We start from the raw sequence: 13,263 nt of genomic DNA on the forward strand, positions 1-13,263 counted from the left end.
GCAAAGACGCGACGGGCGCAGAGGACGCAAAGAGGTTTGAACGCAAAGACGCGACGGGCGCAGAGGACGCAAAGAGGTTTGAACGCAAAGACGCGACGGGCGCAGAGGACGCAAAGAGGTTTGATGATGGGGGCAGGAGAACGGATACACACGGTTTTTTCTGATCCGTGCATATTCGTCCCCAAGCCGTGTGAATCCGTGTCCTATTGATCCGAATCGAACACGCACGTGGCTACATTTCTCGACATCATCGCGGCCGGGCCGCTATTGACAATCCAAGACGGGGGGCGGCCAGCAGCGCGGCGCTACGGGGTACCGCCGGGTGGAGCGATGGATCGGTTTGCGTTAGCTGTAGCTAACCGCTTAGCCGGTAACCAGCCTCACGCACCGGCGTTCGAGATCACTGCTGGTGGAACCCAGCTCCGTTGCAGCACAGCTATCACCATTGGTCTGGCCGGCGCCGATTTGCAAGCGCGGCTCAACGATACACCGCTTGTCCCGTGGTATAGCGCCGTCGCTCCGGCCGGCAGTACCATCACCTTTGGCGGACGACGTGGCGGCTGGGGCGGCCGTGCGTATCTGGCGGTAGCCGGCGAACTAGCCGTGGAGTGGGCGATCGGTGGTGCAGGCACCTGTTTGGCCGGTGGGTTTGGTGGTTATCAAGGGCGGGCTTTACGTGCCGGTGATCGGATTATCGTCCACGCTCGATCCGCGATGGCAGCCGACGGGATGCGTTGGTGGCCGTCGAACCGGCGTCCACCCTACGGCCCTCAACCACGCTTGCGAGTCATTCCTGGCCCTCATGCGGATCAATTGCCGATGGCTTGGATCGGGCTACTATCCGCTACATGGCAGATCGAACAAGCGGCCAGCCGGCAAGGCTATCGACTGGCCGGTGCCATCTTACCTTCGTTTACCCACTCGCTAGCTTCATTCGGAATCGTACCGGGAGCGATCCAGTTACCACCCGATGGCCGACCGATCCTGTTGATGGCCGATGCCCAAACGACCGGCGGTTATCCGGTGATTGCTGTCGTCATCGGCGCCGATCTCCCGCTAGCGGCCCAACTCTTGCCTAGTGACCGGCTGGTGTTCGCGGCTACCGATCTGGCTACAGCGTATGCAGCGCTGGCCGAGCAAGCGGCATGGCTCGCCGCCGGCCCGGAAGATGACGAGAGCGGTGAACTGTTGGCGCAAGCCGGTGCCATTGGATAAGATCATCAGGCCATTGTTGCAATCATCACATTACTCAACACTAATACCAGCATAATTCCAAGCGCCGCCGGTGCTGACCACCGCCCAAGTTTGGCAAAGGGATTACGCGATCCGAAAAAGATATGGCCGACTACCGCCGTCGCTAAGCCTAGTAACGGATGGAGAATAAAGGGGAACGTGAGAAAATAGGTGATACCGCTAAAGATACCGACTAACCAGTAGATTAAACCCAACGTGGCTTGGATGTCCACCAACACCGGAAAGATTCGCGCCACCGGGCTACGCGGTGTGTTGGGCCGATAGGTAAAGGCCAGGTAGATGGCAGCCACAACGATTAAGACCGACATGACTTCACGCCCAAAAATGGCGTGAATTTGACGAATAGTGGTAAAGATGGGATCCATACGTTACTCCGTCTAAGACAGAACGATGCACCTCAGTACTCTGTATGCCGGCAGTACGCTAAGCGTAGCGTTCGCGGGCTAAACCGAGCAATGCAGCCGTGCTATTGGCATATGCTGCCCACGCGACAAACGCCGAACATTTATCACTCTCATCGTACAAATTTTCACAATAAAAGTCAAATCGGCTCATTCAGGCGGATACGCAGGTAGAGCGCTTCCGTTTCAGCCAACGGCTCAATACCTAATTCCTCACGTAACGCTTGGACACAACGTGTATAGGCGCGCATCGCCTGCGAACGGCTGCCGGCGCGGGCATGGGCACGCATCAGCAATTGGTACGCCTCCTCGTAACAGCGATCACGACGCAACACCTGTTCGGCGATCTGGATCGCCTCGTTGTGATTTCCTTCGGCACTCAGTTGTTCGGCATATGCAACAGCCGTTGCCAGATAACGGGCCAACAAACGCTCACGCTCTTCGGTTGTCCATGGATCATACAGTGATTCGGCGAGATAATCACCGCGGTAGAGTTGGAGCGCAGCTTGGGCGCTGCGGCGCGCAAAATCGGGGTCGGTTGCCGTCAATGCACTACTGGCACGCAGTTCAAACTCGTCAACATCGATCCATACACCGAAGGAAGGGGCAAAGCTATACGCTAACCCTTGCCGACGGATAAAGAACGGGGGTACGCGCGGCGGACGGTGTGGCTCAAGCGCTGTGTTAAGCGTGTTCAAGGTTACCTTAAACTGACGTTCGGCCGCTTCGAGGTCGGCATCAGGCCACAGCCATGCGCAGATCTGCTCGCGTTGTACCCAATTACCACGCATCGTCAGCAGCAACTGGAAAAGCTGACGCGCCTTCTCGCGCTGCCACTCACGCGCTTGAATCTCTTGATTCCCCCGCCAAACCCGGAATGCCCCCAACATCTGCACCCGTAGCGTAAAACCGGGATGGTAATCATCGACCGTGTCATCGGTGGCAATCGAGGGAAAACCCTGCCGCAGCAGACGAATAGCGGTATCGCGGTGGGCCGGCATCGTGCGGGCGCGTAGGAGTAGCGGCACCAACGCCGCAATATCGCGCGGTCCAAACAGACTCGGTCCGATCAAGACATTCTCGTAGCCATACTCCGCCGCTTCGCGCATGACCTGATCGACCAACGGATCGACCGCAGTAGTCCGACCGGCGCGCAGGGCTGCTAATGCTCGCCAGAGATGCACAAGAAACAAACCAAAGGTATCATGACCGGCTTGAAATCGTTGTTCGGCCTGATCGAGCCATTCGTAACCGCGCGGATCATCGGCCACAAGGGTAACACTGCCAAGGGCGAGCAACATGAGAGCGGCAACCCACTCATCGCCGGCTGAAGCGGCCAGCAATAGACCTTCACGAGCGTTGGCCTCAGCACGGGCCAAATCGCCGGCATGACCGTGAAGCAGCGTCAGACCCAGATACCCCTCGGCACGAGTCCGCGGCACTGTCACCTGTTGCAACAGACGCAAACCACGGCTATAGTGTTGGAGCGCCGCTTGATCATCGCCACGAGTGATGAGTTGATAAGCATGACCAAGGCGCAACTCGGCCAAAGCCTCCGTAACTACATTGCTACTCTGTTGCGCTTCGATCAACATGCGATGGGCAAAGGCTAGTGCTTGTGGCCCCATGCCGAGCATTGCGTTAATCAGCGCCAGCAATAAAAGTGGTTCACGATGGCCCGTTGCTCGCGTAAACGACTGTTCGGACCAAAGCCGTTCTTCGAGCAACTGCCGTGCTTCACGCAGACGTCCGGCCCGCAACAACAAGCGAGGCCGGAGCACTTCAGCCTGCGGATCGTACTGCGTGGACAACCCGTGGGCTTTCGCCAACTGACGCGCCGTCTGCTCAAGTCGCAACCCGATATCGGCTCGTCCGCGATTGGCCCAATTCTCGGCCTGCATCAGCAACAACTCGATCCGTTCCGCACCACATTGACGTGGCAACAACTTCAAAGCCCGACGTAACAGATCGGTAGCCGGAGCCGGTTGAACTGTATCAAGGTAGATTGCAGCCTGCCCACGCAGACAACGCGACTGACCAAGTCGATCACCGCTCGCGGCAAAAGCCCGCTCGGCCCGGCGGTAGGTGGCCAAGGCAGCTTCAAGCCGATTGAGCTGGTGAAGTGCAGCGGCTTGAATCTCGATCAATTCTGGGGTTTCATCACCGGTCAACGCTAACCGTCGCATCCAATCGAGCACAGCTTCGGCGCGACGCTCGGCTAGCAGCGTGCGGGCCAGTGGGAGGAAGGTGGTTACTGCGGCAGGATCACCGGCAGCAATCTGATGGTACAACGCACTTTCGTGATCACCGTGCTGCTGAAAGTATACCGCAGCCTTGCGGTGCAGATGCACCCATTCCGGATCGGCAGCCGCTCGGCGAGACAGCCACGCCGCGATCAGTGGCTGAAACCGGACACCATGCTCACCAAATGGTTCGACAAAGAGGCGGCGGCGACGTAATTCGGCAATGAGTTCAGATGAATTGAAGGTTGGATCGATGGCTGCACACAGATCGGGGGTGATCCAGCGCAGACCTGCGCTGCGTTGTAGGCAACGTTGCAACGGTGTGGGCAGCCGTGCAAACACTTCTCGTTCCAGATAATCGTCAAGGGCTGGCTTACTCTTCTGTTCACGCAGCCCAAGCGCACTCCGCCAATTGGTCGCATCGAGTGCAATCCGTAAAGCGAGTGGCCATCCGGCGCTGAACGACATTAACTCATCGAAATCAACCGGTAACGTTTTGCCGGCCTGCTGCCAAAGCTGAGCAGCTTCATCGGATGTAAAAAGCAAATCAGCGGTTTCGATCAACAACGCTTCACCACGCAAACGAGCTGTCGCGATCAGGGGAGAATCGGGTTCGTGCCATCCGGCGAGGATGAGATGTAATCGTGGAGGCTGAGCCATGATAAACCGTTCAATAAGGGCACGCAGTTCTGGCTGCTCATCGATCAGATGCGCATCATCGATAATCAACAGCGTTTCATCATCAAGCTCACCGGTTAGTGCGTTAATCAAACCATCAATCGTTCGTGGTAGACGATTGGGATCGAGGGATGTCACCCGACTCAGGGCAGCAGCAAGGTGGGCGAGCAGGCGCGGCGGATCATCGTCGGCATCGGCACGACACCATGCAGCGGGCCAGCCACCATGGGTTGCGAGTGCGGCTAAGGCAACCGTCTTCCCACTACCGGGTGGTGCCACTACAATAGTCAAGGGAGCATCGACAGCTACCGCCAGCCGCTGCTCGACCCGCACCCGACGGATGCGGTGCAACGGTGGTGGGGGTGGCAATAGGCGAGGCCGCAACAGATGTTCGTTATACTCACCTGTAACCGCTTGTGATACCATGAGGATAGCAGGGATCAGTTTCGCGAGCAACGTACTACGTTGCAACAATTACTCAGCGTAATGTCAACGTGATTGTATTGTACATGGGGCCAGATACAATGCAGAACAACGAAGAACACGACCGCCAATCCACGAACACCCCACGGTCAGCTATACCCGATCTGACCGATCCGATGTTTCAATCGTTGCGGGTTTGGAACGAGTTACTCACTGCCAGCACTGATATGGCGTTCGATTTGGTGCTGAAGAATTGGGACTACAGCCGTAGTTTACGCCATTCGACTGAACAAGCCGTGGCCGACGCAATCCGTACACAGCAACGTCTGAGTCAAGAGATGTTGCAGGCATGGCAAGGATACGTCGGCGATATCCAATCGATTATCGAACGGATGCGCAAATCGTAGCCGAAAGAACGGTTACATATATACGCCACCGTTAACGTTGATCTGTTGGCCGGTTATGTAATCGCCGTCAGCAGCAAGAAAGACGATAGCCTTTGCAATCTCTTCGGGTAAACCGAAGCGACCCATTGGGATACGGGCCTTGATCTGTTCTTGAATCTGCTCAGGTACTTTGGACAACATATCGGTGATGGTAAAACCGGGCGCAAGTGCGTTGACGGTGATATTGTATTTGGCCAGCTCAAGCGCTGCCGTTTTGGTAAAGGCGATAATTCCACCTTTTGAAGCAGCGTAGTTGGCTTGGCCGAAGTTCCCGGCTTGCCCCACAAACGAGCTAATATTGATAATCCGTCCGTACTTCTGTTCGATCATGTACGGCATCACGGCAGTCGTACAGTAATAGACACTGTTGAGGTTATTCTGGATGACCGTACTCCAATCCTCATCGGTAAGCTTACGAAGCGTGCGATCACGGGTGATACCGGCATTATTCACCAGAATATCGACCCTTCCCCATCGCTCAATCACCTGCTGCACCATTGACCGTGCTTCATCAGCTTGACCGACATTCGCACGGATCGGTATCGCCTCACCGCCCTGTGCAATAATAGTATCTACCACTTCTTGCGCGGCGGCTGCACTACTATTGTAATTGACGGCTACCTTTGCGCCTTCGGCTGCCAACGCCAATGCAATAGCCCGCCCAATCCCACGCGAAGCACCGGTGACGATCGCCACCCGGTTGGTTAACTTACCCATTCCTGCCTCCACCACAACCAAATTTTATTTGTGTTCTTTGAGCGGGCAACCTCGTGCCCAGGATTGCCCGCTCGCTCCCCAACAATTGTAGCACACCTACATCCGCTCAAAAATCGCAGCGATACCTTGTCCGCCACCGATACACATCGTCACCAGCGCATAACGGCCACCGGTACGGTGCAGCTCGTGAATTGCCTTGACGGTCAGGATACAACCGGTAGCGCCAATCGGGTGACCAAGCGAAATACCGCTGCCATTCGGATTGGTGCGATCCATGGGCAGGCCCAGATCGCGGATCACGGCCAACGCTTGGGCAGCGAAGGCCTCGTTGACCTCGAAGAGATCGATATCGTCGATCCGCAGACCGGTGCGCTCAAGCAGACGACGCACCGCCGGCACCGGGCCAATCCCCATATACTTCGGCTCAACAGCAGCGTTGCTATAACCGACCAAGCGTGCCAAGGGTTTGTAGCCACGCCGCTCAGCCGTTGCCCGATCCATCAAGACAACGGCAGCCGCAGCATCGTTGATACTCGAGGCATTCCCGGCGGTAACCGTCCCATCCTTGAGAAAGACAGGGCGTAGCTTGGCCAGCTTCTCAATGGTGGTATCACGACGCACGCCCTCATCGACCATAAACTGGGTAGTTCCACCTTTGGTCTCGATCTCAACCGGCACGATTTGGCTAGCGAAGCGTCCTTCGTCAATAGCACGCGCCGCACGCATATGGCTTTCGTAGGCGAGTTGGTCTTGATCTTCGCGGCTAATCCCCCACTTTGCCGCGACATGCTCAGCCGTGACCCCCATATGGCAATCGTCAAACGGATCGGTCAGTGCACCGACCATCATATCGACAACTTTGGTATCGTTCATCCGAGCACCAAACCGCATTGCCGGCAAGCTATAGGGACCACGGCTCATACATTCGGCGCCACCGGCCACTGCCGCGTCAATATCACCTTGCAGAATATACTGAGCAGCAGAGACAATCGCCTGCAGGCCACTCCCACATAATCGGTTGAGGGTGAGTGCCGGCGTCTCAACCGGTAAACCGCCACGCACCGCTGCATAACGGGCCATGTACATATCGTGTGGCTCAGTATTGATCACATGACCAAATACCACGTGGCCGATTTCGTCCGGTTGAACACCGGCGCGAGCTACTGCCTCGCGCGTTACCAGTGCCGCAAGTTCGGTTGGGGGGGTGTCTTTGAGAGTGCCACCAAACGTGCCAATAGCCGTGCGCACGCCACTCAGTACGACGACTTCACGCTTTTCGCTCATCACAACCTCCTTACGACGGGTCGTCGGCGACTCCGCCGGTTGCTGCCTCTTTCACGGAACGATTATCATTATACCAGCTTCAACCACACTTATCGTAAAGAAACACCTTCATGTTCAATCAAGTTGGGATTCGGAAACGTAACCGAGCTGTAACTTCATGTGGTATATTTCACATACTTGAATGGAGCATCGGATCCCTCATCGGCACACCGCAGGAGGCTGGGCATGGCCCTACGCAGCGATGCGATTAGCAATGTAGCATTGAAAGATGGCCGACAAGTAACCATTCGGCCACTGGTAGAAAATGATCGAGCAGCATTAGCCGATTTTGGTTTGAGTTTACCAAAAGACGATCTGCTGTATCTTGAAGAAGACTTTACTAACCCGGAAATTATTGCTCGGCTCGTCAACGCCTCATATGCCGAGAATTGGCGACAGATTGTCGCAGTCGCTGATGACGGCTCGATTGTCGCCTACACGTCGGCGCGGCGTATACCGGGTTGGTCAAACCACGTGGCCGAGCTGCGGTTAATTGTGAAGCCGGGTTGGCGACGGAGCGGGCTTGGTACCTATATGGCCCAAGCTATTGTTGATACAGCTCGTGATCTTGGTGCTCAGAAGGTGACAGTAGCGATGCTCGCCGCGTTAAAAGCCGGTCAAGCCATCTTCTCGCGTCTCGGTTTTGCAGTCGAAGGCCAATTGGCCCGTCACGCGATCGACCGCAACGGTGAGTTGCACGATGTGGTGATTATGTCGGCCTTCTTACGAGTGTGATGATATATCAAGATGAGTTGCGACAGGGTCACTCCCCAATGATTTGATATACGCTATACCAAACCTTTTGCGAAAACTCCCTGAGGCTGTCAAAAGGCCGCTGCGAAGCGTCCGCAATAGACTACAGAGGATGATAAACCTTATTCAATATCGTGGCAGTGGGGTCTTCTGCCCGGTTTGCCAACGCGAATCGCGAGCGTTTGCGCCATACGGTCGTCCAAAGCGCAGAAGTGCAATGTGTGTCTATTGCGGTTCGTTAGAACGCCACCGGTTGTTGTGGTTGTATCTCATTCATCGGACGAATCTTTTCGATGGGCTGCATAAAAATGTGCTCCACGTCGCTCCTGAACCGTGCTTTGAACCGAACTTCCGGCGCCTCATCGGCACCGGCTATCTTACCGCCGATTTACTCGATCCGCGTGCTATGGTTAAGATGGATATTACAAATATTCAATATCCTGATGCATATTTCGATGTCATTTTATGCAGTCATGTACTTGAACATGTGCCTGATGATCGCAAAGCAATGCGCGAATTTTGGCGCACGCTTAAGCCAAACGGCTGGACTATCCTATTGGTACCGATTACGGCTGAAGTGACTTTTGAAGATCCGACTATCATTGACCCGCAGGAACGGCTGATTGCATTTGGTCAAGAAGATCATGTGCGTAGGTATGGTCGGGATTATATCGATCGGTTGCGTGAAGCAGGGTTTACTGTAACAGTTACGACTGTAACCGATATGGTTCCTGATCACGAGACAGCGTTGCAGATGGGATTGACAGCCGCGAGTGGCGAGATTTACTATTGCACACGCGGAGGATGAGATGCCAAGAGCGGGACGTCATCCCGTCTGATTGACAATCCTCAAGATCACCTGTTATACTTCGTACAATTGCAGAACGCTGCACTCATCCAGAGCGGTGGAGGGACCGGCCCGATGAAACCGCGCCAACCCGGCGGATCAACGCCTGACGGGTGGCAACTCCGGCAGCATAAGGCTGGCAGATGAGAGGAGAGCGGCGTCATCTTGCCGATAGCAAGAGTACGTCAACTGCACTCTCATCGCCCTGATGAGAGGTTTTTTATGCCCACAAACCAATCTCCTGGCCTCGGTACGGCCGCCGTCCACGCAGGCGAACCACGCCGGCGCGCGTTTGACGCGATTACACCCCCTGTCGTCCATAGCGCTACGTACACATTCCGTGACAGCGCCGAGCTGATAGCCTTTCAGTCGGGCGAACTGGAGCGCGAAGAGTATGGTCGGTACGGAAATCCAACCGTGCGCGCTGTTGAAGCCCGTCTCGCTGCGCTGGAGTCACCGCATGCCCCCGCCGAGGCACTTCTCTGCGCCTCCGGGATGAATGCGCTGACTACAGTGATGCTTGCGATGCTTCCCGCCGGTAGTCACGTGATCCTAACCGACGACGGCTACCGCCGTACCCGTCAATTTGTCAGCACCATGCTGGCCCGTCTCGGGGTGCGTCATAGCGTGGTCGCCGCTGCCGACCCGGCAGCTATTGCGGCGGCAATCGAACCGGGGCGCACGCGCTTGATTGTCACCGAAGCGCCGACGAATCCGTACCTGCGCGTGATCGATCTGACCGCAGTGGCGAAGATAGCGCGCGAGCACCGGATCAAAACGGTGATCGATGCTACATTTGCCACCCCCTACAACATGCGTCCGCTTGAATACGGGATCGATCTGGTGGTACACAGTTGTAGCAAATATTTAGCCGGACACAACGATCTTTTGGCCGGAGTCATTATTGGCCGTCCGCCGATCATCAAAGCACTCCGGGAAACGCAGGGAATCCTTGGTGGAATCTGTGATCCGCACGCGGCCTATCTGCTCGGTCGTGGCCTCAAGACCTTTGCCTTGCGGATGGAGCGCCACAATCAGAATGGGCAAGCCGTCGCCGAGTTTCTCGCCCACCACCCACGGGTGACGCGGGTACATTACCCCGGCCTGCCCGATCATCCCGATCACGCGATTGCCCGCGCCCAGATGCGCGGCTTTGGCGGCGTAGTGTCGTTCGAGGTTGCAGGTGATCTGACCGGCGCGATGGCCGTTGTCGACCGGCTCCGGCTACCGTATATTGCCCCTAGCTTCGGCGGTGTCGAAAGCCTGGTTGAACAACCGGCACTCATGAGTTACTATGAACTAAGCAGTGAAGAACGCTTGGCGGTTGGTATTCGCGACAACTTGATCCGACTCTCATGCGGGATTGAAGATGCTGATGATCTGATCGCCGATCTGCAACAGGCCCTTGCCGACGAATAGTTATGCACTCGACCCTGCAACGCCGACTCGCCGCCGGGCAAACGGTTGTTACCGGTGAGATTGCACCGCCAAAGGGGGCGGCACGCGCTCATCTAGAAACCCTGGCGCAAAACCTTCGCACCTACGTCGATGCGGTGAACCTGACCGATAATCAGCGCGGAATCGCTCGCATGTCATCGCTTGGCGGTAGCGTCATTTTGCACCAGCTCGGCATTGAGCCGATTATGCAAATGACGTGCCAGCACCGTAATCGGATCGCCCTCCAAGCCGATGCACTCAGTGCATCGGCGCTCGGTGTGCGCAATCTTTTGGCAATGACCGGCGACCATCCGCGCATTGGTGATCATCCCGAAGCCAAAAATGTGCTCGATCTTAACTCGTTCCAACTGATCCGGATGCTGCGCACCCTCCGCGATCAGGGCACGTTCCAATCGGGTACGCCATTGAAGGAGGCACCGCGTTTTTTTATCGGTAGTGTCGCAAACCCAAACGTCGAACGAGCAGCGCGGCTGGAAAAAAAGATCGAGGCTGGCGCTGAGTTTGTGCAGACCCAGTTGATCTTCGATGTCAACCGTTTCCGGCAATGGATGGCAGATGTGCGTGCTGCCGGTTTGCACCAACAGGCCTACATTCTGGCCGGTGTGATGATTTTGCGTCGGCCACAATCGGCGATCTATCTCCGCGATCATCTCCCCGGCACCCTCATGCCTGATGCGATTGTTGAGCGGATGCAGCGCGCCACCGATAGTGAAGCCGAAGGCATTGTGCTGGCTGCCGAGTTAGTCACCGAGCTGCTCAGTATCGAAGGTGTAGCCGGTGTGCATCTGATGTCGGTTGACTGGACACGCGCCATCCCGCGGGTCGTGGAGCGGGCCGGCTTGCTGCCACGCCCGCCGGTGCCAGAGGCATTGGTGGATGAGGCGTAGCGGATGGGTGATGGGATCGTGTATCATCCATCCCGCATCGTAAGGCTATCGGTCGTGCGGTCTCACTGATACGTGATCGAACTGTTTGTCTTAGAGGTACCAAAACGTTCATCACCGACAAAACGGTTTGAAGTGAGGGTATCATGCCAATTATTCTGAAATCTCCTGCACAGATTGAACTGTTACGTGCCGCCGGGCAACTGGTGCGGCAGACGTTCAACGTGCTGCGCGAACATATCCGTCCGGGCGTAACCACGGCTGAACTGGACGCGATTGCTGAAGAGTTTATCCGTTCACACGGTGCCGAACCTGTCTATAAAGGGTATGTACCGGCGGGTCGCCGCAACTACGTGCCTCCGTTCCCTGGTACCATCTGTGCTTCAATTAACGATGTGATCTGCCACGGTATTCCGAGCAAGCGCGACCGGCTACGGCAAGGTGATATTGTTGGAATCGACATCGGCTTGCGTCTCAACGGTTGGATCGGTGACGCTTGCGAGACCTTCGCCGTAGGCGAGGTTGATGAAGAGACACAGCGTCTCCTCGATGTTACCCGTCGTTGCCTTGAGCTGGGAATTGAGCAGGCGCGCGTCGGTAATCCGTTGCGGTTGATCGGCGCAGCTATTCAACGCTATGCAGAAGCCAACGGTTTTGCTGTGGTGCGCGAATATACCGGTCACGGCTTGGGTCGTGATCTGCACGAGGAGCCAACTATTTTGCACTACGACGACCCTCGCCAGACCCGTAAAATCGTGGCCGGGATGGTCTTTACCATTGAGCCGATGATTAATGTCGGTACGGCGGCAACCAAAGTCGACCGTGACGGTTGGACGGTACGGACGGCTGATGGCAAGCGGTCGGCCCAGTTTGAGCATACGCTTGCTATTACCGATGAGGGACCGATCATTTTAACCGCCTAACACGCCACAACATGCAATGGGAGGTACCGATGACGCTCGAAGAGGAATTGATCGCGGCATTGGCTAGCGGTGATCGCGAGCGGGCAAAAACGATTGCGACGGCTTTACACGCCCGTGGCATCGATGCGGTGGCCATTGAAGCAGCGTTGGCAACGCAGCCCCAGCTTGAAGAGCAACTGTGGGTTGTCTTGCAAGAGGTAATACCGATTGCACGACGGGCGCTCAAGCGACGTGCTATTCGCGCCGCTGAAGAGCGTGATTGGGGTGATTGGGATGAAGGCCGGCGTCGGTTTTAATGCACCCGATAAAGGACAATCGTCTGCGTACCACTCGTCTCACGCAGGACAATTTCAACTTGATCGGGCCGAATGATGCCGCGGGAGAGCGGATCGTAGTTGGGCGCACCTTCGATATAGTAATAGTAGATCGAGCCAGCATACCGAAAACCACGGATATTGCTGACCCGAATGGTAATCCCCGGTTTCACCTCAATCAGCGGATCGATAATTTCCCCACTCATTCGACCTCGAATCTCATCGACGAGGGGCGTCAAATCGGGGTTTGCCGACAATGGTGTACGCGACGGAGTTGCACTGAGCAACCAACCAACTGCACTCACCAACAAGCATAGCTCGATCCCGATCATGAGTGTAAACAGGCTGAATCGACGCAACCGGGACATTCCGGTCATCGTCATAGGGTGCTTTGTTCTAGCTGATACTATTGGCTTAATCATACCGGTTGCCTTCGATCGTGCCTGTTTAGTTGACCCCGTGACCTGACGCCGACGAGTAAGGGTAGCTTATAGTGTAACAAAAGACAATGACAAACACCATAGGTCTTCGGTCATATTTCGCTGAAAATGGTTAACATTATCTGACAACAATTCCCGACACCGAGGATTATGGTGTAG

General features: G+C 55.9%; 13 protein-coding genes and 1 riboswitch. Of the genes, 8 read left to right on the forward strand and 5 right to left on the reverse strand.

What is annotated here, in order from left to right; all coding sequences use genetic code 11:
- Positions 1–228: 228 nt before the first annotated feature.
- A complete protein-coding gene (locus tag AC01ZF_RS10300) occupies positions 229–1,215 on the forward strand; it encodes a 5-oxoprolinase subunit C family protein (protein WP_424676203.1) in 987 nt (328 codons plus the stop codon).
- Between the two features lie 5 nt (positions 1,216–1,220).
- On the opposite strand, the gene AC01ZF_RS10305 is transcribed toward AC01ZF_RS10300, so the two are convergent.
- Positions 1,221–1,619 (reverse strand): hypothetical protein, encoded by a 399-nt coding sequence (locus AC01ZF_RS10305; protein WP_428111858.1) that lies wholly within the window; start codon positions 1,617–1,619, stop codon positions 1,221–1,223.
- 176 nt (positions 1,620–1,795) lie between these two features.
- Positions 1,796–5,047 carry a BTAD domain-containing putative transcriptional regulator gene (locus AC01ZF_RS10310; RefSeq protein ID WP_476575343.1) on the reverse strand — a complete coding sequence of 1,084 codons (3,252 nt, stop codon included), beginning with the start codon at positions 5,045–5,047 and terminating at the stop codon, positions 1,796–1,798.
- 53 nt (positions 5,048–5,100) lie between these two features.
- Here AC01ZF_RS10310 and AC01ZF_RS10315 point away from each other — a divergent pair, with 53 nt between their 5' ends.
- Positions 5,101–5,406, forward strand: coding sequence for a hypothetical protein (locus AC01ZF_RS10315; protein WP_424676200.1), 306 nt, complete (start codon positions 5,101–5,103; stop codon positions 5,404–5,406).
- Positions 5,407–5,418: 12 nt separating this feature from the next.
- Here AC01ZF_RS10315 and fabG read toward each other — a convergent pair whose 3' ends face one another.
- Together fabG and AC01ZF_RS10325 are read right to left on the reverse strand one after the other, a co-directional pair.
- Positions 5,419–6,162: a 3-oxoacyl-[acyl-carrier-protein] reductase gene (gene fabG, locus AC01ZF_RS10320; RefSeq protein ID WP_424676199.1), complete on the reverse strand. Its 744-nt coding sequence runs from the start codon at positions 6,160–6,162 to the stop codon at positions 5,419–5,421.
- A gap of 96 nt (positions 6,163–6,258) precedes the next feature.
- Positions 6,259–7,446 carry an acetyl-CoA C-acyltransferase family protein gene (locus AC01ZF_RS10325; RefSeq protein WP_428111853.1) on the reverse strand — a complete coding sequence of 396 codons (1,188 nt, stop codon included), beginning with the start codon at positions 7,444–7,446 and terminating at the stop codon, positions 6,259–6,261.
- 225 nt (positions 7,447–7,671) lie between these two features.
- Here AC01ZF_RS10325 and AC01ZF_RS10330 point away from each other — a divergent pair, with 225 nt between their 5' ends.
- The 6 genes from AC01ZF_RS10330 (at position 7,672) to AC01ZF_RS10355 (ending at position 12,646) form a co-directional block, all read left to right on the forward strand.
- The gene (locus AC01ZF_RS10330; protein WP_424676197.1) at positions 7,672–8,220 is read left to right on the forward strand and encodes a GNAT family N-acetyltransferase; all 549 of its coding nucleotides are present in this window, start codon (positions 7,672–7,674) and stop codon (positions 8,218–8,220) included.
- Between the two features lie 235 nt (positions 8,221–8,455).
- On the forward strand, positions 8,456–9,046 hold the full coding sequence (locus AC01ZF_RS10335; RefSeq protein WP_424676196.1) for a class I SAM-dependent methyltransferase: 591 nt from the start codon (positions 8,456–8,458) through the stop codon (positions 9,044–9,046).
- An 82-nt stretch (positions 9,047–9,128) separates the two neighbouring features.
- Positions 9,129–9,235: riboswitch (SAM riboswitch) on the forward strand.
- Positions 9,236–9,307: 72 nt separating this feature from the next.
- Positions 9,308–10,504 carry a trans-sulfuration enzyme family protein gene (locus AC01ZF_RS10340; protein WP_424676195.1) on the forward strand — a complete coding sequence of 399 codons (1,197 nt, stop codon included), beginning with the start codon at positions 9,308–9,310 and terminating at the stop codon, positions 10,502–10,504.
- Between the two features lie 2 nt (positions 10,505–10,506).
- Positions 10,507–11,430: a methylenetetrahydrofolate reductase gene (locus AC01ZF_RS10345; RefSeq protein WP_428111850.1), complete on the forward strand. Its 924-nt coding sequence runs from the start codon at positions 10,507–10,509 to the stop codon at positions 11,428–11,430.
- A 143-nt stretch (positions 11,431–11,573) separates the two neighbouring features.
- Complete coding sequence (gene map / locus AC01ZF_RS10350; protein WP_424676193.1) at positions 11,574–12,350, forward strand: type I methionyl aminopeptidase; 777 nt, start codon at positions 11,574–11,576, stop codon at positions 12,348–12,350.
- A 29-nt stretch (positions 12,351–12,379) separates the two neighbouring features.
- Entirely contained in the window at positions 12,380–12,646 is a 267-nt protein-coding gene (locus AC01ZF_RS10355) for a hypothetical protein (RefSeq protein WP_424676192.1), read from the forward strand.
- Here AC01ZF_RS10355 and AC01ZF_RS10360 read toward each other — a convergent pair.
- A complete protein-coding gene (locus tag AC01ZF_RS10360) occupies positions 12,643–13,032 on the reverse strand; it encodes a hypothetical protein (protein ID WP_428111846.1) in 390 nt (129 codons plus the stop codon). The two genes, AC01ZF_RS10355 and AC01ZF_RS10360, sit on opposite strands and share 4 nt — an antisense overlap.
- Positions 13,033–13,263 lie beyond the last annotated feature (231 nt).

This window comes from Chloroflexus sp. (assembly GCF_056331925.1).